This window comes from Pseudoalteromonas sp. SiA1 (assembly GCF_018732205.1).
Classification (GTDB): Bacteria; Pseudomonadota; Gammaproteobacteria; order Enterobacterales; family Alteromonadaceae; genus Pseudoalteromonas; species Pseudoalteromonas tetraodonis.
On sequence record NZ_CP076084.1, the window covers coordinates 3,246,478 to 3,269,174 of the forward strand.

The window sequence follows — 22,697 nt, forward strand, 5'->3', positions numbered from 1 at the left end:
AATTCATTTTTTAACACTATCTTCTACATTAAGTGCAGGTGACATGAGCAAACAAATAATCAACTAATAACAACAGGAACACACCAATGATAAAGCTCAAACAAAATATCACACCCGTTACACTCGCTGTTTCACTCGCCTTATTAAGTGCAACAAGTGTGGCAGCTGAACAAGCGCCTAAAGTAAAAAAAGCAGAGTTAGAGCGAATAGAAGTAACCGCTCGCAAAACCGTTGAAAACTTACAAGAAGTTCCGGTTGCCGTAACCTCAATTGGCGCACAAGAATTAGCAGAAAACGGCATCAGCGTAATGACTGAAGTACAGCAGTTTTCACCCAACACTACGCTACAATCAAGCCGAGGCACTAACTCTACCATCACTGCGTTTATTCGCGGTGTAGGTCAGCAAGACCCGCTTTGGGGCTATGAACCTGGCGTAGGTATTTACATTGATGATGTATACATCGCCCGCCCGCAAGGTGCCGTGCTCGACTTACTTGATGTACAACAAATTGAGGTGTTACGTGGCCCACAAGGTACGCTATATGGCAAAAACACTATTGGTGGTGCAGTTAAGTATGTCACCAAAGAAATGAGCGGAGATGCAACGCTAAATATTCAAGGCACCGTAGGCAGCTACAGCCAAAAAGATTTAAAAGTCACTGGGCAGCTCCCGCTTATTGACGAAAAACTCTATGTTGGTTTTGGTTTTGCCACATTGAACCGTGATGGCTATGGTGAATTTTTAACGTCAGCGCTTGATAATCAAGACCGCGAAAACTATAACAAAGATGTTACCGCAGCACGGGTTACGTTAGAGTACACCCCTACCGATGACTTATTCTTTCGTTTAGCGTGGGATAAAACCGATGATGACTCCAATGCGAAAGGCGGGTATCGCTTACTTCCAAGCTTGTTAACGAATGCACCTGTGCCAGATAGCGTGTATGACTCTTATACTAGTTTACCTACATGGAACAAAGTAGAACTTGAAGGTATGAGCTTAACTGCTCGCTGGGATATGAGCGCAAACACCAGCATTAAATACGTTGCAGCAACAAGAGAGAGCTATTCACCAACCAATATCGACTTTGATAATACCTCTTTACCTATTTTTGATGTTCCAGCCATTTATGACGATGAACAAACCACGCATGAGTTGCAGCTAAATCACAGTGGCGATAACTACAAATTAGTATCGGGCTTATATTACTATGATGGTGAATCGTGTGGCCAGTTTGAAGCAATATTAGGTGTGCTTGGTCAAAGTTTAGGTGCCCCTGGGCTTACGCGTGAAGTAAGCGGTTGCAGCAATTCCACCAGCAAAGCGGCTTATATACAAGGAAGCTACGACTTTGATGAAAAATGGTCAATGACACTTGGCGCTCGCTATACCAAAGACAGCAAAGAAGCGATTGTAAATAATGGTCTTATTTTTGACATTGTTTACCCTGAATCAGGTTGGATCCCGGGTTATGTTCGCCCAGAAGGACAACTCGTGCCTACGGTACTAGATGACAGCGAAGATTGGTCACGCTTTACGCCTCGTGCGGGTGTTGAATATCAATATAATAACGACATCATGTTTTTTGCTAGTTACTCGCAAGGGTTTAAGTCAGGGACATTTAATCCACGAGCTACAACAGCAGAACCTGCAGCAAGGCCCGAAGTGGTTGACTCTATTGAGTTAGGCATGAAAAGCGAATGGAATGATAATTTACGCGCAAATTTAACTGTATTCACACTTGATCATAAAGACCGTCAGTACATATCGGTATTACCCGGTGACAGCGCCGCCGATTTAAACCAGCGCTTAGGTAATATTGGCGAGTCTAAGTCTGATGGCGTTGAATTAGAACTTAGCTATGTTGCAAACGATGCACTAACTTTCGACGCGTCAATAGGTTACATCGACAGTAGTTTTGAAAATGTAATTGATACCAATCCTGATACCGGTGAAACATTTGATAAATCAGACCGTTTTAGTGTTTCAAACACCCCAGATCTAACTTTCAACTTAGGTGCTACCTATCGTTTATACACAGAAATGGGCGACTTCGTTATAAATGGTAATTATTACCATCGCGGTGATTATGCGTTATTCGAAGAAGATAGCCTCTTAACACAAGACGCCTACGGATTATTAAATATTGGTGTTACTTGGTACAGCGCAGATGGCCATTGGACTGCGGGTATTTATGGTAAAAACCTAACCGATGAAGAATACATGATTGGTGGTTATCAGTTCGTGGCTCCTGACCCATCAGATCCAACTGATACCAGCAAATACACACCGGGTCTTGGTGGCGATAATACCTTAATTGGTTATTACGGTGACCCCCGCACAATATCACTCACTGTGGGCTATCGTTTTTAAAATTTAATTTAAGCGTTAAGGTTTGTCTGTATATCCCCACAGACAAACCTTGTTTCACATCGCAAAATCACATATAACTTAATGCATTGGAGACTATTTGAAATGGCTTGTGCTGTGAATACCATAATTGCTGATGACCACCCTTTATTCAGAAGTGCGCTACGTCAAGCAGCAGCGACTTCTGTACCAGAACAATATATAAAAGAAACCAGCGATATCGATGGGTTATTTAGCTTATTAAAATCACACCCCGAGATAGAGCTGATATTTTTAGATTTAACAATTCCTGGCGCCAATGGTTTACAAGCGCTCTCGCAACTAAGAAATCAATACCCTGATATATTAATTATTATGGTATCGGCTAACGAAACCCCCACTATCATAAAACAAGCCATGAGCTTAGGTGCTGCAGGCTATATTCCAAAGTCATCATCCCTTGATGTGATCAGTGAAGCCATTGAACATGTACTCAATGGAGACTCTTGGTTGCCAACAGATATTGACTTAACTGATGTGGTTGTTAATGACGAACAGAGCAATTTTGCCCGCAACCTAGAAAAACTCACTCCACAGCAATACCGTGTACTCGCGATGATAGCCGACGGGCTCTTGAACAAACAAATTGCCTTTGAAATGTCGATTCAAGAAACCACCATAAAACAACATGTATCGGCCATTTTGCGAAAGCTGAATGTGTATAACCGTACCCAAGCAGGCATTTTGTTTAATCAGCTATCTCAAGTTGGTAAGTTAGAGGCGAGCTAATATGAATTAATACAATTTAAGTATTTCTTTATAATCTTTTTTAAGGCTGTCTAGCTGAAATTGTTAATACATACATTAGCACCTACAACTAGCTGGCTCATACGCGGACTGTACTGCCCACCAAACGCGCCAACCAAAAAGTTAACAAATGATGTAAAATTGCAAAAAACAAACCAAATTTAAAAAATTTCATGTTGATATTTTTATGCAATAAAAAACTAAAAAACACCGAAAAAAACCTTTTCAATGAATAACCTCCCTAGATTAATGAATATTGATTTTAAAGCCACACCCACCGCATTTGATTACACCTCATTAACATGCTTTCTTGATATAAAACAATAATCAAACAAACATTCACAGGGTCAAAATGAAAAAGTTTAAAAGAAAAATTCTTGCTTGCGCAATTACAACTCAATTAATCACCTCTTATCATGCCTCAGCAGAAGAAAAGCCTAAAGTTGATAAAGAAATTGAACAGATTGAGGTTACTGCTACACGTCGCTCAGGTTCAATTCAAGAGGCTCCTTTAAATATTACAGCGCTTAATAGTGATGTCATAAAGGATCAAAACATTGGTGATTTAGAAGATGTAGCTCGTTGGGTCCCAGGCCTAACAGTTTCAGATCAAGGTGGTCGTGAAGGTTCTCCAATTATTGTTCGAGGTTTAAATACTAACTCGTCAGATCGCGGCTCTGATGGGGGCACTGTAGCTACTTATGTTGGTGAAATACCGCTTAATATTAATCTTCGCTTGACTGATATTGATCGAGTCGAAGTATTAATTGGCCCGCAAGGTACCTTATATGGTGCTGGTACTTTAGGTGGTGCTATACGCTATTTATTAAAGCAACCACAATTAGACATTACTGAAGGTAGCGTGAGTGGCGATTTATTCGCAATTAATGAAAGCGATGATACTGGGGGTGAGTTTGGCCTGGTATTTAATACCCCGCTTATCGATGACGTGTTAGCCGTTCGTGCCAGCGTTAATCATTATGACAGACCTGGTTATATTGATTATAAATACGTAGTACGAAACCCAGGGGTCTCAAACCCTAATCCAGATTTTACAAACCAAGATGATATTGATGAAAACTTACAACGCGTTAATGACGTTAACGATGAGCAAATCACTACGGGACGCTTTTCTGTTCGTTGGCAGCCAAACTCATCAATTGATGCAACACTCAATTACTTTTATCAAAAACAAGAAAATGGCGGCAACTCAACGTCACAATATGGCGCATTAGCAAATAGCAGCGCACTTCAAGGTACTGTAGGTAAATATGAAAACGCAGCTCGCGTGCTTGAACCGGGCGAGCAAGAAAACGATTTACTTAGCTTAGAAATCAAAGCTGATTTAGGCTTTGCTGAACTTGTATCAGCCTCTGGTTGGTCAAGCTATGAGCAGTCTGGGCAGCGAGATCAAACCGACTTACTTTATGATATTTGGACTGGTTACGCTGATTTTCCTGCATTTGTTGGTCAAACTTTAGATACTTCAGATCAAGATAACTTCACTCAAGAATTGCGTTTAGTATCGGCTTCAGAGGGCCCATTAAGTTGGATTGTAGGCGGCTACTATAATAAGCAAGAAAACTTATCAGATGACCGCGAATATACCCCAGGCTTAACTGACTTTTGGGGCGGTGGTATTGCGAACGTACAAAAAGATCTAGAATATATCGCCCTTAGTAATTCAGAAATAACAGAAAAAGCATTATTTGGTGAGGCTGGCTATAGCTTTACTGATCAGTTTGATATCACTTTGGGCGCGCGTTTATATGAATATGATATCTCCACCAATGCAGGGTCAGCTACACCACTTTATTCTGGCGATTTCTCGTCTCTTGACCAAATTGAGATGGAAAATGTTAGCGCCAATGATAACGGTAATCTATTTAAGTTTAATGCAAACTATACGTTTGATTCTGGTGTACTCGCTTACTTTACTGTCAGTGAAGGGTTTCGAATTGGTGGCGGTAATGGTATTGCGCCGTGTCCAGATGTGTTACCAGAACAGCAAATTGTTTGTGCTCTTCCAAGTGAAGAAGACTATAAGGCTGATACTACGGTAAACTATGAACTTGGCTTTAAATCAACCTGGCTCAGAAATCGATTGCACTTTAATGCAGCACTCTTTAATGTTGACTGGAATGACGCCCAAGTGGGTAGCTCTACTGTTAATGGCCAAGAGCTTATTACATCAAATGCAGGCTCAGCAAACTCAAAAGGCGTAGAAATTTCATCTCGTGCAATCATTGGCGATCACTGGACAGCTTACGCGACTTACGCTTATGCAAAAGCAGAACTAACTGAAGATGCACCAGATTTATTTGGTATTGGCATTGGCGCTATGAATGGGGATCGATTACCCGGCGCCCCTGAGCATCAGTTTTCATTCGGCCTTCGTTATGAGCAAGATGTGCTCGACGATAAACTACTGAGCGTTAACTACGGTATGACTGCACAAAGCGATATGATTACCAAAGTGGGCTTAAGAGACGATGGTGAGACATTAGCTGGCTATTCATTAAGCAACTTATCAGCTAAGTTAACAGGTGATATGTGGTCAGCTACATTATATATCGACAACCTGTTCGATAAGTATGCTTTTACTTCGGTACGCCGTGATAAGTCATGGGCTGGTATGTCGACCTCTGGCGCTAATAAAGCGTTACCTGAATTACAACGCGTATACGCTCACTATACAACAACGCCTCGCACTATTGGTATGAAGTTTACTTATAACTTTGAACTATAAAACTGAGCGATAGTTAAAAGCCTTGTTGATAATCAGCAAGGCTTTATTATTACCTCTCGTTAAGGTTATTTATGCTAACAGCACATCAACATCAGTTAAAAACACAGGTATTTACAGCAATAAACAATAACCAGTTATCCGCCGCTCACCAACTGCTAGTTAAGCAATTACAGTACGATGCGACAGACCATTTTTGCTATTACCTACTAGCCGAAGTGAATATTGCTGCAGGCGACAGCTACAAAGCCATACAACTGATAGAAAAAGCCTTAACACTCAATAACCATCCCTTATATGTGCTGCATTTATCTAAGCTAATGATACTAAAGGGTGACGTAACATTGGCGACCAGTTACTATCAGGAAGCTATCAAGTATCAAGGTTATGGGCCTCTAGAGTGGGATACCTTAGCTAATATAGCGACTCGACTTGGTGACTATGAACATGCTTTAGCATGGCAAAAAATAGCTTATAAAGCCGCACCTACACACCCCAAAATTAATTACAACTTAGCCATTGCCTATAAAATAAATGGCCAATTAGATCACGCAAAAACGCTATTATTAGCGCTTATAAAACGCGAGCCAAGTTACTTACAAGCACATTACTCTCTTGCAGAACTAAATACCTCAACTGAAGCAAAAACACATATTACCGAGCTAAAAAAACGACTTAGTAGTAGCTTAACTGCAACAGAACAGCAAATGATTTATCACAGTTTGGCACTAAATCACGAACATATTGGTGATTATGAACAAGCTTTTAGTTACTTTCGTGATAGTAAATTGGCTATAAAACATCAAGTAAACTATGAAGCCAGCAAACACCAAATATTTTGCCAACAATTAATAGCATTAAGTGAAAAGATTCAATTAACAGCAAAAAACGCTGACTTCTCACCCATATTTGTCATGGGTATGCCTCGTTCTGGTACCACATTAGTAGAAAAAATTATTAATCAAAGTACCGAGGTGACCGGCCTTGGGGAGCTAAATGACATTGCACAGCTACTTCAAAGCACTGCGGCGTCAAAACATGTTTTAGATATCCGTATGATTGAGCAGGCATTTCAAAAGTTTACGCTTGATAACCCCTTAAATGGCTACCAATCGCGCTGCGAAGGCATGATGACTTCATCTAGGAGCTGTGACAAGCAACCCTTTAATTTTTACTTTATTGATTTTATTTTAACTGCGTTTCCAGAGGCAAAAATAGTCTGTATGCTGCGCGACCCTGTGGATAGCTGTATTGCAAATTACAGGCAGCTATATAGCCCGCACAGTGCATTTCATCATTACAGCTATGACTTACAAGATATTGCTCATTTTTATCAAGATTATAAGTTACTTATCAACCACTTTCAGAAAAAGTATCCTAATAATGTAATGATTCAACACTATGAAGAGCTAGTAACAGATGCCACCTTGCAAACTCAAACATTATTTAATTTTTGTAATTTACAATGGCAGCCCAGCTGCTTAGCGTTTTATAAAAGCAACAGCGCCTCGGCTACTGCTAGCAAAGTGCAAATTCGCCAACCACTCAATAGTAAGAGTATTGGCTACTGGCAACATTATCAGCAAGCCTGTGATATGTTATCGAATAAGTTTAATTAATCGATAATAATTAGCAAGTCATGCCTTTCACCCGCAATTAGTGATTTAAACATAGCTAAAAATCATGAAAAACAAGGCTCTGGTGTGTTATTAACCCACTTGCCTTAAAGTAAAGTCAGTCGTTTTATCATTCTTTTTAATGCCGGTGCTTTAAGTGGTTTGTACAATAAAGGATAACCTGCATCGAGTACGCGCTCGCGTATTTGCTCATCATGGTTTGCAGTATTAACAATGGCAGGCAACGTCATTAATCCTGCTTGTTCAATCACCTCAAGCCCCGTTACACCATCATCCAATTGATAATCAACAATAAGTAGTTGTGGTAGTGTATTTTCTGCTTTGAGTTGCTCAAGTTCAATTAAGTTAGTGGCGGTGGCAATTTCACAGCCCCAGTTTTCTAGCAACTGTTTTAGCGCTTCAAGTACATTACGATCGTTATCCACAAGCCAAATATATAAACGACCCAATTCAGTTTCTGAATTGGCAGGTACATGCGCAGTGGCTGGTGTTTTTAAACTAGGTTTGCATGGCATGGTTAAAGTAAATTGAGTGCCTTTATTAAGCTGAGAGCCCATTACCAAAGGAATATTTAATAAATCACAAATACGTTTGGTGATAGAAAGCCCCAATCCTAATCCCTCGGCGTTAGGTTTATCGCCCAGCTGCTTAAATTCTTGATAAATACTCTGCTGATCACTGGTAGCAATGCCTATGCCTGTATCTTCAATCACAAACGATACATGATGTTCATCAAGTAAAACTTTTAAACGTACTTCACCATACTCTGTGTAGCGTATAGCATTACTAAGTAAGTTTCTTAGTACACGCTTAAGTAATGCTTTGTCGGTATAAATTCGCGCATCGCACGACTCAACGATAAAACCGAGGCCTTTTTCTTGAGCTAGTGCTAAATAATCATTACGCAGTGGCTCTATTAAACTACTCACATTAAATTCCGTTAACTGCACTTTAAACGAACCTGAATCGAGTTTAGTTAACTCTAAAATACTCGAAAGTAGCTCTTCTGCACTTGCTAAGGAATTTTTAATATTCATAGCTAGATCTTTAAGCTCAGTATCTTGGGCTTTTTCGTTCATTAGCGAACAAAATAAACTTGCGGCATTAAATGGCTGCAATAAATCGTGACTCGCCGCGGCAAAAAAACGCGTTTTACTTACTGTTGCCTGCTCTGCTACTTGCTTAGCTTTAGAAAGCGCTTGGTTAGCCTGTGTTAATGCTGCAGTGCGCGTAGCCACTTTTTCTTCAAGACTAACATTCGCTTCGGTGAGTGCTTTTTGTTGTTTTACAAACTCACTTATGTCGGTGTAAGTCGTTACAAACCCGCCACCAGGCAAGGGATTTCCTTGCATTTCAAATACTCGGCCATCACTATGTGCGCGTTGATATTTATACGCACTGCCTTGTTTTAAATAAGCTAAACGCTTATCGACTTCTGTATTAATATCCTCACCACGAAATAAGCCTCGCTCAGCGTTAAAGCGAATAATATCGGCAACGGGTCGGCCTATATATAAAGCACTATCGGGGTAATTAAACATGTGCTTATAGCCCTGATTCCAAGCGACCAAACGCAACTCACTATCTACTACGCTAATCCCTTGTTGAATATTTTCAATGGTAGATTGCAGTAAATCACGATTAAATTTAAGCACTTGGCTAGCTTCATCGACAAACTCAGCAACTTGCTCTAAAGGCTGACGCTGCTCATTTTTCGCTACATCTAAAATTAGCCGTGCTGATGCACCACCAATAACCGCTGACATTTCACGCTCAACTAATAACTCAAGCTCAACATTAGCAATCCGTTTCCATTGGCTTTTGTCATGCGGAAAATACTGCTGCACTAAAGAATGGCTCGCGTCTTTTTCAGCAAAACGCTGTAATAATGCCCCTAAATCTTCATAATTGAGTGGCTGCAATGTGGTGTTTAATCGCGAGTCGTTTAATTGAGATATGAACTTATTGCTTTGCAGGCGCTCAGCAAGCGTTGCACGACTAAATAGTGGTACAAGCAAATACACTAACGTATTAACCCCTAACGACAACAGTAATGATTGGCTAATACTTTCTAAATTCAATGAAAGTAAATTAGTGGGCGCTAACCAAGCAACTTGCCATGGCCCTTCTATTAACCAACTACTTTGACTACCAAAACCACTGGCTAAATTAGGTAGCAGTAAAGTGTAACCCCAAATTACAAAGCCACTTAAAATACCGAGCTGTGCACCACGACACGATGCGTGGCGCCACCATAAACCAATAATCATCGCAGGAGCAAATTGCGCAACTAAGGTAAACGACATAAGCCCAACGGTTGCAAGTGTGGTGGTTTCTGCCAGCACTCTATGAGTGAAATAGCTGAGTAATAAAATAAGTACAATTACAATTTTACGCGCATGCAATAAGTTGTTTTTATCCAATCCTCGGCTGCTTGACGTTAACTGTGAGCGACGCAAAATAAACTGATTAATAAAATCATTAGTGATCATCACCGACAGCACAATTGCCGACACAATCACCATACTTGTGGCCGCTGAAAAGCCACCTAAAAAGGCCAGTAAGGTTACCCCGCTATTATCTGTCGCCATTGGCAACGCTAATACGAAGGTATCTTGACCAACGCTACTATCACTAAAATAAACCAGCCCAGCGTAAGCTATAGGTAAAATAAATAAGTTGATCAGTAATAAATACAACGGAAATAACCAGCGAGCGGTTGCCAGCTCATTATTGTTATTGTTTTCAATAAAGCTCATATGAAACTGACGCGGCAAACATAACGTTGCCAGTATCCCCAACAAGGTATGTGCAACATAGACATAAACGGGGCTTTGAGTCGCGGCAACGTGTGTTGGTATGTTTAGCGCTTGCGCCTGTTCATACAAAGCAATAGGGCTATCAAATATAGAAAAACACACATACAAGCCCACCGCAATAAAGGCAAGTAACTTAACAATTGATTCAAAGGCAATACTGGCAATTAACCCGGGGTTATGCTCACTGGGCTTAAGCCTGCGAGCGCCAAATAAAATAGCAAATAAAGCCAGCAATAACGTAATATAAAACGTACTATCTGCCCATACTTGGTTACTTTGAGTGGGGGCTCGGTCGGTGAGTAAATTAATACTTTGTGCGGTCGCACTAAGTTGTAAAGAAATATACGGTACAATTGCTATCACTGAAATAAGTGAAATAAGCCCTGACAAACTCGACGACTGCCCATAGCGAGTAGCAATAAAGTCAGCCATAGAGGTAAGCTTTTGCTGTCGACAAATATGCGCAATACGACAATACAGCTGCCAGCCAAAAATAAATAATATAATCGTGCCCGCATAGGTAGGCGCCAACCACCAGCCATTACTAGCCGCTTGTGCTGTGGTGCCGTAAAAAGCCCATGAGGTACAATAAACACCCAATGACAGCCCGTAGGTTAAACCTTTGAAAGGAAGTACCTTACGCCTATCCGCCCAGCCCGCAACTGCAAATAATATCCCTAGATACACCACAGCAATAAGGCTAATAAACCAAATTGAAAACATATTTTTGTTCTTGTTATTATTTTTATAATACTTAACTTAGCATAAGGGGGTGTGTAGCAAAAAGCAGCCCTTACTTTAGTGCTATAAATGAACAAAAAGGTAAAATAAGAATTATTTGCATTTAGGTGTTGACAGTTATTTAAATCTAATTGATAATCACTATCAACAAGACGAAGCATACTTCTTGTGACGGAAAAGTTCATTTGTTTCTCGACCCTGAAACAACGTGTGGCGCACGTTAACAGCTATGGAAACCTGTTATAAACCACAACGCCCCTTGCTGTTTATGACCTGTTTCCGCCCTACTCATTTACTTGCTACATTGCTCATATCGGTGACGGTAGATATGAAACTAAAAAAGCCCTTACGGGCTTTTTTTATGTCTGTAATTTAGTGCGTAAGGCCTTAACCTGCGCTTTTATAAATTAACGACGGTTTTTTCGTGCACGTGCTCGGCGTTGTTTTTTCTCTTCTTCTTTGGCTTGCTTTTTCGCCTCTGCTGCCGCGCGCAATCCAGCCACCATTATTTCTTCTTCTTCACGCATGGCAGGTGTTTCCATGGTAATACGACCGATAATGCCATCTCGTAATTCATTAATTAGAATTTCCGACATTTTATACGTATCGATTTGGTTACCACCGCGAATACAGCCGCGCTTTTTACCCGCCATTTCAACAAACTCCCAATCGCTTTCTGGCAGTTCATCTAATTTATAGCGCGCTTTTAAAAGCTCAGGATAAGCATGCAATAAATACTCAGCGGTGTAACTTGCCACTTCTTCGTACTCAATAGCGGTATCACGTATCGCACCGGTTGCGCCTAAACGATAACCTGAGTTTTCGTTCTCTACTTTTGGCCACAGCATCCCTGGCGTATCGTAAAGCATAATGCCATCATCAAGTTTAATACGTTGCTGCGCCTTAGTAACTGCAGGCTCGTTACCCGTTTTAGCCACTATACGCCCAGCAAGCACATTTATGAGCGTCGATTTACCTACGTTAGGAATACCCATGATCATGGCTTTAATTTGCTTATCGGCACCGACTTTATGTGGCACTAACTTTTTACATAGCTCATTAATTCGATGCACTTCTGCGGCTTTATCGTTACCAAATGCAATGGCTTTTACGCCATTTTCTTGCTCAAAATAGTCTTTCCAGGTTTGCGTCATTTTAGGATCAGCTAAATCGGCTTTATTGAGAATTTTGATGACCGGCTTACCTTCACGCAGGGTAGCCACCATCGGGTTTTCGCTACTGTAAGGAATGCGCGCATCTAGCACTTCAATGATCACATCCATTTGTGGCATTATTTCTTTAATTTCATTTCGGGCTTTATTCATGTGCCCAGGGAACCACTGGATAGCCATTTTTAACTCCTAACATATAATTTGTAGCTATTTTAACTGGCAATTCATTTAATTGCGCTATACTGACGCAAATTTTTTCATATAAGACACTATGGCTCTCAAATCTACCATCATGAAGGCGCAGTTATCGCTTAGCGATATGGACCGTCACGTATACCAAGACTTTCACCTGACCTTGGCACAACACCCATCAGAAACAGATCAGCGGTTGATGATCCGCTTACTCGCTTTTGCACTTAATAGCTGTGATGGTTTAGAGTTTACCAAAGGGTTAAGCGCTGATGATGAGCCGGAGCTTTGGCATGTCAATTACAGTGAAGAAATAGAGCTGTGGATTGAGCTGGGGTTACCAGATGAAAAGCGCCTTAAAAAAGCCTGTAATAAAGCTAAAAAAGTAATTTTATATACCTATGGCGAGAATAACCAAGCTATTTGGTGGCAAAAGCATCAGCCTAAATTATATGAGTTTAAAAACTTAAGCATCTTTAGTCTTGATTATGCTGCTACTCAGCTATTAGCTGCGTTGGTTGATCGTAATATTAAATTGGCAATTACCATTCAAGATGGTGAAGTTTGGGTTAATACCGACACCACTAACATTGAGATAAAACCTCAGCAATTAATGTAACTAGAATAGGTTATACCAATTGCATTAAATTAGTTATCTATTATAGCGACAAGTAAATAAGTCGGTAACAAGGCGAAAATTGTGACATATAGTTGTTCTATATAAATAATTTTTAACGTAGGTAGCGGATTATTTAATACGCTAGAATGATCATGTTTTTAATAAAATTGGTATTAGGGGGCATATGAAAGTTAAACACGTTATTGTTTTACATGGCTTATATATGTCTGGCTTGGTGATGCGCCCGTTGTGCTCACGCTTGGAGGAGTCGGGGGTGAAAGTTTTAAACCTTACCTACAATACGCGTGACCCTAATCGGGATGCTATTTTTTCGCAAATAGATGAATTTATTGGCAACGAGCCTTCTGCTTTAGTGTGTCACTCTATGGGGGGCTTAGTTGCTCGCGCCTATTTAGAGGCAAACTCAGCGCCAAGTCATCATGTTGAAAAGGTAATCACCTTAGGAACGCCACATACTGGCAGCCATATTGCTGAAAAAATGCAGCAAAAAGGGTTCGAGCTATTATTAAAAAATAGCGTTGAGTTTTTACTCTCTAAGAATGGTGATTGGCCTTTTAAAGCCAAGCTATATAGCATTGCCGGCGACTTACCGATTGGCTTAATGCCACTCATTGTAAAAGGCAGCCGCTCTGATGGCACCGTATTATTAGATGAAACCAAGCTAAAGGGTATGGCCGAACATAAGGTATTTCACTTAAGCCATACCAGTATGATTTACTCACGCCAAGTCGTTAATTATATTCTTGAGCGCTTGAATGAGGACATTTAGTCCTCGGCTGCAGCCGCCACTTTGTAGCTGATCAAAAATATAATACCTAGCACTAAGGGCATTGGTGCAGCAATATAGCCAAAGGCATCAGAGTTTGCAAAACTTGCACCCGCTAAGTGCGCAACTAACCCTAATACAAACCCTAGCAAAGCAATACCAATAACGATGAGTTCAGCTTTATTTTCTTTACGTGTTTTAGCTTCCATAATTTCTCTCCGCATCTAATCAAGTAGCCCCTTAACTCAATAAAGTGATCTCTATCAAGTTGGGTTATAGTGATTATGCGCTTTACTTATGAGCGTTTTTTGACCTACATCAATAAATAAAATAAGTGTGCGCTGCGCCTGTCAAAAGCTTGTTTTAGATCATATTTTGTACTCACAAAATAAACAATTTCGCTGCTCAAGGTAGTATTTTTATAAACACAACCCATATCTATTGAACAGCGTTAGCTAACTTATTTAAAAAGTCGAGCTACGGTGATAGCTTTTAGCTATGACACCAATATGTATAAACGATTTTATTAATACACCATCTTAGGTAATACTGACTGTATTGAACAAGGTGTAAACAAATTCATAAAACGGTTATTTAAGGAGCAAAGTATGTCGCAAGTAAATGCAATTGGTTTAAACAGTACAAAAAGTGAAGATATTATTAAGTCACTGAATACGCTTTTAAGCAGCTATCAAATTCAATATATGAATGCGCGCGGTTTTCACTGGAATATTAAAGGCCGAAACTTTTTTGAATTACATTTAAAGTTTGAAGAAATTTATAACTTACTACTGTTAAAAGTAGATGAAATCGCAGAACGTATTTTAACGCTTGATGGTGCACCGCTACATGCATTTTCAGATTACTTAGAAGTAAGCGAAATTAAAGAAGCAAAAGGGATCAGCGACGGCGTAACCGCAGTAGAGAACTTACTTGCCGGATACAGCAGCTTAATTAAAATGCAGCGCGATATTCTTGCACAAGCCGCTGAAGCTGATGATGAAGGTACCGCGTCATTAATGAGTGACTACATTAAAGAGCAAGAAAAACTAGTGTGGATGTTAAAAGCCTACCTAGATTAAGTTATTTTAAAAAATAGAAAGCCTCAGTTATTACTGAGGCTTTTTTGTAACAATCATTTACGGGCTATGACAAAGCGATAAAAAAGGCCATTTCTAGCGCTTTTTCTTCTAAGCTTTTAAAGCGACCCGATGCCCCACCATGTCCTGCATCCATGTCGGTTTTAAACACTAAAATATTATCATCGGTTTTATATTCACGCATTTTAGCCACCCATTTCATTGGTTCCCAATACTGTACTTGTGAGTCGTGCAAACCGGTTGTCACCAGTATATTGGGATAGTGTTGCGCACTAATATTGTCGTACGGTGAATACGCTTCAATAATGTCGTAAAAATGGGGGTCATTTGGGTTACCCCATTCATCATACTCATTTGTTGTAAGCGGAATGCTTTCATCTAACATTGTGGTGAGTACATCTAAAAATGGCACATGGCAGCCCACTCCACAGTAAAGCTCAGGCGCTTGATTTACCACAGCTCCCATTAATAACCCCCCAGCACTGCCACCAGAGGCAAACACTTTACTTTTGTTGCCATATCCTTGCTCAGTGAGCGCTTTGGTTACATCTATAAAGTCATTAAAGCTATTTTGTTTATGCTGTTTTTTACCATGTTCGTACCATGAACGCCCTAGCATTTCGCTACCACGCACATGCGCAATCGCATAGACAAAGCCACGGTCTAGTAAACTCAGTGATGTACTCGAAAAACTAGGATCTATGGTGATCCCATACGCGCCATAACCATATTGAAACAACGGATTTGAGCCATCTTTGTTAAAGCTATCTTTACGATATACCAACGACACGGGTACTTTTACTCCATCTCGAGCGCTTACCATAAGTCGCTCTGACTGGTAGCCTTCTGCGTTAAAATCACCGAGTATTTTTTGTTGTTTAAGTAAGGTTTTTTCGCCTGTGGTTAAATCAACATTATAGAGCGAACCTGGCGTTGTTAAGCTTGAATAGTAAATGCGTGCATGGGTTACACTTGGCTCTGGGTTCATCGCAATAGCGGCGTAGTAACAAGGATCATCAAACTCAAGGTTCATTCGCTCGCCGTTTTTGTTAACCACAACAAAGCGTGCTTGGCCTTGTTCGCGCTCGCTAAGCACTAAAAAGTCGTTAAATAGTTCAACGCCTTCTAATAATACAGTTTCACGGTGAGGGGTATGTGCTTGCCACTGGTTTTTATCAGCAATGGTGTCGCTTGTTGCGGTCATTAATCTAAAGTTTTTGGCCTGCCAGTTAGTCACTATATAAAAAGTATCACCAAGCTTATCGATATCAAATTCATGCCCCTCTTCGCGCGGCATTAAAGCGGTAAACTCACCTTGCGGTTGATTGGCATCAAGCACCCACATGTCGTTAGTTTCTGTGCTCGCTAAATCAATAATAATTAAGCTTTCATCACGACTTTTACCTAAGCCCATAAAAAAGCTGCTGTCTTGCTCTTCGTATACCAGCACATCTTGGTGTTGCTCAGTCCCTAGCTCATGTCTAAAAACTTGATAACCCAATAAGGTTTTTAAATCCTTTTTTACATAAAATACGGTTTTATTGTCGTTCGCCCAAACAACTTGCCCCTCGGTAATCTCAAGTGCATCGTCGAGCATTGTATTGCTACTTAAATCTTTAAACCGTACTGTGTATATACGTCTGCCGTCGGTATCTTCAGAGTAAGCCATTAATTGCTCGTTGGGGCTCAGTGCCACTTCCCCTAACTCATAAAATTCATAGCCATTGGCAAGCTCATTAACATCAAGTAGTAGTTCTTTATCAGCCATTGCCATACTGCGGCTGCGATAATGACGCGCATATTCATCATCTCCGCGAACCTCTGAGTGATACCAATACTGGCCGTCTTTTACCGGTACAGTGTTATCGTCTTTTACAATACGACCTTTAAGCTCCTCAAATAATGTATTTTGTAGTGGCTTAATGGCAGCTAATTGTGCATCACAATAGGCATTTTCTTGCGCTAAATGTGCGAGTATATCGGCATTTTGTCGCTCATCATCGCGCATCCAATAATAATCATCACTGCGTGTTTTAGCATGAGTAGTCAGCGCATGAGCTTGCTTTTTAGCAACAGGGAAATTAGGTAATAAGCTTAAAGAATAATCAGAAGAAGACACAAAAAAACCGCTTAAAAAATAACAATGGCGGTCAGTTTATCATAAAAATAAAAAAGCCCACTCATAGTTGAGTGGGCTAAAGCGGTATAAATTCGATAACTAAAAACTACGAGAATTTTTATTGTTGTCGTTATACCTAAGGGAAGTTGATTTACTGTATTTGCTGCCAAGCCATCGCCCAGCTTTCACCAACGCCTGGCTCAAACATAGCGCTATTCTCATTCACACGGCAAAACTCACTAAATGGCCATGCCTTACACTGGTATATATGCCCTGTTTTTGGCTGTAATACTTTGGTGCCCGCACTGTACATATCGCCATTTTGAGGATAAACCGCGTCGTATCCAAGGCTATTGACTGTGATTAATTTTTTATTTTTTTCAGCGCGATTAAAGTGAACCACCGCGCTACAAATACCACTGCTTTCAAGTGCAAATATTTTGTTATGTCGGTACGCAACCACCAATCCTTGCTCTGTCATTCTACCAGCGCACACAAGCGGAATATGCATATTAATATGCTCAACCACCAGCAAACTCCAAGCATGCGGTTCGCCCTGCTCTGGAGAGAGTATTTCATAATCAAACGCTAGCTGAGTTAATTCGCCATGCTCATCGTAAAAGCTCACACTAACCGTATCACCAACAAAGAGCTGGCTATACTGATCGAGCCCAAGACAGCCAATAGTTAACCATTCTCCACATGTTAATGATGAATGTATAAACACTGCAAAACCTTAAAGAGTCAAACGTCGCCCATAACATATGGCTTTCAACAGGCAAACTAGCTCGTGAGCTAATATGCGTTAACTAAAGTATTAGGTTAAAAACCATTGTGTAATACCAATACCGACTGATTGTAATTCGCAATGTTGCAATAATCAAACAAAAGAATGTAACCAGAGTTTAAAAACAATACTAAAGTTTGCACTAATGAGCATAAAACAAAAAAGCCAACCGCTTTATAAACGGTTGGCTTTTTTCAGCTACATGATCTGGGTGATGTTAACTTACGCTCGCTTTTTTACTTGCGAACGGGCGCTTAAATAGCGCGCCTATGTCGGTTAAAATAATATACAAACACGGCACCAAAATAAGGGTGATCAGTGTTGCAAACATAACCGCAAAGCCCAGAGCTACCGCCATAGGTATTACAAATTTGGCTTGTAAACTGGTCTCAAACATAATCGGCAATACCCCTGCAAAGGTCGTAATTGAGGTAAGTAATATGGGCCTAAAACGTGCACAGCCTGCTTCAATAACCGCATCTTTTATACTGATACCAGCACGACGCGCCTGATTAATAAAATCAGTCATCACTAAGGAGTCGTTAATAACCACCCCTGCAGCAGCAATTAAACCAAAGCCCGACATTAAACTAATATCTAAACCAAACCAAAAATGACCCCATATTGCCCCCGTTAAACTAAATGGAATAACCGACATTACAATGAGAGGTTGTGAGTAACTTTTTAACGGTACGGCAAGTAGTATATAAACTAAAATCATACCACCAGCAAAAAATAGCAGTTGCTCATTAGCTTGCGCCTGCTGTTCTTCAATTGCGCCACCTAGTTCTGACTTAACACTTGGGTATTCGTCCAACAGTTGTGGTAGTAAATTTTCTTTTACTTGCTTAACCACTTCGCCTGGCTCAATCACTTCCTCATCAATGTTGCCATACACATAAACAGTGCGATAACCGCCTTCACGACGAATATAACTAATACCAGGGGTTTCAGTTAGCTCAACCACATCTCCTAGCAATACTTCTTTGCCTTGGGGCGTGGTGATAACCGCGTGTTTAAGCGATGAAAACGCTTCGCGAGTAAGCTTAGGGTAACGTACCATCACCCGTACTTCTTCACCGCGACGAATAACACGTTGCGCCTCGCCACCATAAAAACTGGCACCGACTTGATTTGCAATTGAGGCCAAATCTAACCCTAAGTCAAAGGCGACTGGTTTTAAGCTCATTTGTACTTCTTTGCTAGCAGGATCAATGGTAGAGCTTATATCAAATAAGCCTTCTTGCTGCTGCAATAATCCAATAAAGCGACGCCCTGCTTCATTCAATGTATCGATATCAGAGCCATACAGCAAGTAACCAAACTCACCGTTACCGCCGCCACCTCCACCGCCAACATCATCCTGAATAGTTAACGATTTAACGCCCGCAATATTAGGCATCGCTTCACGCCAGCGGCGCGAAAGCTCAAAGGCATTATAAGGGCGTAAATCTTCATCAACCAATGGCGCTAATAACTGCGCCTCTGTACGACCTTGGTTAAATACCAATACATCGCGAATCATCTTTTGCCCTTCTTCGCGCTCGGTTTGCTTATCTATTTCAAGCACCATGGCTTCGATTTGGCGAATAGCATTAATAGTTTGGATGTCTGATACGTTATCGTTCATCTCAACATTAATTTGCGGGAAGTCATGCGGCACTTTAGGCGATGGGATCATTCTCACCTGATTTGACGATATTAACGCAAAGGTGAAAATTAGTAGCGCAATAAAACTAAACAGCACCGTCCAACGCCACTTTATACAATTAACAATAAACTGCCTATACGGTCCATTTACAAAGCCAAAAAAGCGCTTATTAAAGCGTGCTCGCCAACCGTCAGGGTTAATAGGTGAAAAGTGAGTATGCGCAATGTGTGCCGGTAATATCAGCTTAGATTCAATCAAGCTAAATATTAAACATAAAATCACCACCACTGAAATACCTATAAAAAAGGAACTTTCAGGGCCGCTTGAAAGCGTAAACGGCGCAAATACCGCAATGGTTGTTAGTACACCAAAGGTGGCAGGGGTTGCCACTCGTTTAGCGCCATTAACCACATTAACAACACCGCCGCCTTTTTTTTCTATTTCGGTGTAGGCACTTTCACCTATGACAATGGCATCATCCACCACAATCCCCAGCACCATAATAAAGGCAAATAAAGACACAATATTAATTGTGATACCAAATAACGGCATCAGCATCATCGCACCTAAAAAGCACACTGGTAAACCAATCATTACCCACAGTGCGAGCTTAAAACGTAAAAATAATGAAAGCATAATAGCGACTAAAATTGCACCTTGCAGCAAATTAGCTTTCATCATGTCTAAGCGTGCATTTAGATAGTAAGTAAAGTCCATTAGCGGCTCTATACGTACACCCAATGGCAGTTCTTTATTTTTTTGATCAATATACGCTTTAACCGAATCGGCCACCGGAATAATGTTTTGATCTTCGGTGGCTTTTACCGATAAATAAACCGCGTTTTCGCCATTAAATTTAAAGTAACGCTCACCTTCAACGAACTGATCTTTGATTATAGCAATATCTTGTAGCAACACTTTGGCACCATTGGCGCCAATTTTTACCGGAATTTGCCTAAACTCTTCACCAGAATAAAACTGATTTTCTACTCGAACCGAAATAACACCCGCATCAGTTTTTAGTTGTCCGGCTGAAAAGTTAGCCGAATAACGACGTACCGCGTTCGCTACATCCGATAAGGTTAAATTATATTGGCGCAGTGTGTCGGGCTCTATTTCTATGGCAATTTCATCCAGTGGCACATCGTTTACCACTAAAGATACATTCGATAACTGCAAGAGTTCATCTTCAACCTGATTTGCGATTGGCTTAAGCTCATTTAGCGGTAGGTCAGCCACGAGCGTCATGCCAATTACATCTTGGCGAAACTCTATTTGGCTAATGGTAACCGGCTCCATTCCTGCAGGAAAAGTCGCGATACCATCTACTCGCAGTTTTACCTTATCGAGAACGTCAGTAAGCTCTGCGTCAGTATTAATTTCAAGGCTGGCAGAACCCCCATTACGAAAAGCGCGATATACCCCTTTTTTTATCTCAGTTATATCTTTTAGCGACTCTTCAATTTTTATTAAGATACTTTCTTCAATTTCTTGTGGCGACGCCCCCGGGTAGTTTGCATTTACAGTAATATAGTTGACTTCTATATTAGGGAACATTTGTCGCTGAATGGTAAAGTAGCTTATAAGCCCCATTACAATAATAAAAAACATCATTAAATTGGCAGCAACAGAGTTGTTAGCAAAATACGCAATTAACCCTGTTTGTTTGGTTGTATTGGGCTGTTCTGTGTTATTCATAACTCACCCTACCTTAAAGTTTTTCAGTGGATGCATTTTCTGCTGCATCTGTATTTTTAGTCTCTGTTAAACCGGCTATTTTTACTGCCATGCCTTTTTGAGGGTATTCCGGTAAGGTGGTAACGAGCTTATCGTTGGCTTGTAAGCCATCGCTAATATAAAAATATTCGCCTTCTTCACGAATCACTTTTACTTTACGCGGCTCTAACTGTTGCTCATCATTAACTATCCACACGGTTTGGTTATTTACTAACTCTTGCGGTAAACGATAAATATTATTGAGCATAGTGCCGGCAAAGTTTACTTGTACATAAGTGCCAAATTTAATTGCAGGCTGCTGATTAGTCAGTCCGTAAGGATCTTCAATTCTTACCACTAAACTGCTCATGCGAGTCGCGTTATCAACAATCCCTAAATCGCGGTCTATTACTGCTTGGCGAGTAAACCCATTGAATCCTGTTTTAATAACGGTTGCCGTTACCCCTTTAACGCGCTCAGGTAAAAACACACTGTCAAAACCTGCGATCGGAATAATCACTTCAGCGGTTTCAATATTATTCAGCTCGGCAACTTGAGCGCCCATACTAACAAACTGGCCAACCCCCACATTCCGACTAACCACTAATGCATCGTAAGGTGCGGTGATTTCACAATTGTCTAAATCGCGTTGGGCTCTTTTTAATGCTGCTTGCGCCGACTTAACTGATGCTTGCGCACTCAGCACTTGTGGTTTGCGTAAAAATAAATCTGTACGTGCTTTATTTGGGAAACGTTTTGCTTCGTCTTCTGCGACTTTGGCTTGCGCTTGCTCTTCAATTAACATCGCTTGAGCGCGGGCAAGTTCAGCTTCAGCTTGCAATACCGCAGCCTCGTAGTTATCTTTTTCAATAGTAAATAAGGTTTCGCCGCGACCCACAACACCACCCGCCACAAAGCTTGGATGCCAGCTGACGACTTCACCTGACACTTGCGCTGAAAGTTGGGTATTTTCTAGTGGCTGCACTTCACCATAACTATTAATGATAACTTGATGATCGTTAGCGGAAACGGCTTCAACTTGCACCGTTGGTCGAGTGTCTATGACTTCTTTTTTATCTGACTCTTTTGCAATCGCATTAATTGCAACAAAACCAGCAACACCTAATGCCAGTGCTACAAATGGAAAAGCCCATCTAAGTACATTACCTTGCATCTGTTTATTTCTCCCAAATTACTATTAGCACTATGATACCAAAGCTTAATGAAACATTAACGTGACATTTGTAAGCAACTGTTACAAAAAAGTATAAAAAAGGTCTGCTTCAGCGAATAAAAGGTAAGTCAAAAGCACTGTTAAGTCGCTTTATAAATGTATTGTTACAATCTTTTACCATTATAAATCATAAAGCTAATCACTTTAGGTTAGTATTTATTAATCATACTGTGCGAAAAAGCATGACACACCGTACAGTAAAATTACATTAACAACTAAAAA

The 22,697-nt window shown here is 40.6% G+C and carries 14 protein-coding genes; 7 read left to right on the top strand and 7 right to left on the bottom strand.

What is annotated here, in order from left to right; translation table 11 throughout:
- The first annotated feature begins 86 nt into the window (after nt 1-86).
- The 4 genes from KK487_RS15115 to KK487_RS15130 all read left to right on the top strand — a co-directional run bounded on the left by KK487_RS15115 (nt 87) and on the right by KK487_RS15130 (nt 7,523).
- Nucleotides 87-2,375, top strand: coding sequence for a TonB-dependent receptor (locus KK487_RS15115; protein WP_024602250.1), 2,289 nt, complete (start codon nt 87-89; stop codon nt 2,373-2,375).
- A gap of 102 nt (nt 2,376-2,477) precedes the next feature.
- The gene (locus tag KK487_RS15120) at nt 2,478-3,140 is read left to right on the top strand and encodes a response regulator transcription factor (protein ID WP_010392247.1); all 663 of its coding nucleotides are present in this window, start codon (nt 2,478-2,480) and stop codon (nt 3,138-3,140) included.
- Nucleotides 3,141-3,510: 370 nt separating this feature from the next.
- The gene (locus KK487_RS15125; RefSeq protein WP_036957030.1) at nt 3,511-5,907 is read left to right on the top strand and encodes a TonB-dependent receptor; all 2,397 of its coding nucleotides are present in this window, start codon (nt 3,511-3,513) and stop codon (nt 5,905-5,907) included.
- 71 nt (nt 5,908-5,978) lie between these two features.
- On the top strand, nt 5,979-7,523 hold the full coding sequence (locus KK487_RS15130; RefSeq protein ID WP_036957029.1) for a tetratricopeptide repeat-containing sulfotransferase family protein: 1,545 nt from the start codon (nt 5,979-5,981) through the stop codon (nt 7,521-7,523).
- A gap of 104 nt (nt 7,524-7,627) precedes the next feature.
- Here KK487_RS15130 and KK487_RS15135 read toward each other — a convergent pair whose 3' ends face one another.
- Both KK487_RS15135 and ylqF read right to left on the bottom strand, forming a co-directional pair.
- On the bottom strand, nt 7,628-11,083 hold the full coding sequence (locus KK487_RS15135) for a PAS domain-containing hybrid sensor histidine kinase/response regulator (protein WP_215521876.1): 3,456 nt from the start codon (nt 11,081-11,083) through the stop codon (nt 7,628-7,630).
- Between the two features lie 425 nt (nt 11,084-11,508).
- Complete coding sequence (gene ylqF / locus KK487_RS15140; RefSeq protein ID WP_008465001.1) at nt 11,509-12,453, bottom strand: ribosome biogenesis GTPase YlqF; 945 nt, start codon at nt 12,451-12,453, stop codon at nt 11,509-11,511.
- Nucleotides 12,454-12,544: 91 nt separating this feature from the next.
- Between ylqF and KK487_RS15145 the strand changes: the two genes are divergently transcribed.
- Nucleotides 12,545-13,081, top strand: coding sequence for a YaeQ family protein (locus KK487_RS15145; protein ID WP_024602252.1), 537 nt, complete (start codon nt 12,545-12,547; stop codon nt 13,079-13,081).
- A 184-nt stretch (nt 13,082-13,265) separates the two neighbouring features.
- Entirely contained in the window at nt 13,266-13,871 is a 606-nt protein-coding gene (locus KK487_RS15150) for a PGAP1-like alpha/beta domain-containing protein (RefSeq protein ID WP_028834704.1), read from the top strand.
- Here the strand turns inward: KK487_RS15150 and KK487_RS15155 are convergent.
- Nucleotides 13,868-14,077 (bottom strand): hypothetical protein, encoded by a 210-nt coding sequence (locus KK487_RS15155; RefSeq protein ID WP_016899028.1) that lies wholly within the window; start codon nt 14,075-14,077, stop codon nt 13,868-13,870. The two genes, KK487_RS15150 and KK487_RS15155, sit on opposite strands and share 4 nt — an antisense overlap.
- Before the next feature lie 399 nt (nt 14,078-14,476).
- On the opposite strand from KK487_RS15155, the gene KK487_RS15160 reads away from it, so the two are divergent.
- Entirely contained in the window at nt 14,477-14,950 is a 474-nt protein-coding gene (locus tag KK487_RS15160) for a Dps family protein (protein WP_008112861.1), read from the top strand.
- Between the two features lie 64 nt (nt 14,951-15,014).
- Here KK487_RS15160 and KK487_RS15165 read toward each other — a convergent pair whose 3' ends face one another.
- From KK487_RS15165 to KK487_RS15180, 4 genes are all read right to left on the bottom strand, one after another.
- Nucleotides 15,015-17,087, bottom strand: coding sequence for a S9 family peptidase (locus KK487_RS15165; RefSeq protein ID WP_036957027.1), 2,073 nt, complete (start codon nt 17,085-17,087; stop codon nt 15,015-15,017).
- A 151-nt stretch (nt 17,088-17,238) separates the two neighbouring features.
- Nucleotides 17,239-17,814 (bottom strand): hypothetical protein, encoded by a 576-nt coding sequence (locus tag KK487_RS15170; protein WP_013466224.1) that lies wholly within the window; start codon nt 17,812-17,814, stop codon nt 17,239-17,241.
- Between the two features lie 277 nt (nt 17,815-18,091).
- Entirely contained in the window at nt 18,092-21,223 is a 3,132-nt protein-coding gene (locus KK487_RS15175) for an efflux RND transporter permease subunit (protein WP_013466226.1), read from the bottom strand.
- A gap of 13 nt (nt 21,224-21,236) precedes the next feature.
- On the bottom strand, nt 21,237-22,415 hold the full coding sequence (locus KK487_RS15180) for an efflux RND transporter periplasmic adaptor subunit (RefSeq protein ID WP_028834707.1): 1,179 nt from the start codon (nt 22,413-22,415) through the stop codon (nt 21,237-21,239).
- Between the last annotated feature and the right edge of the window lie 282 nt (nt 22,416-22,697).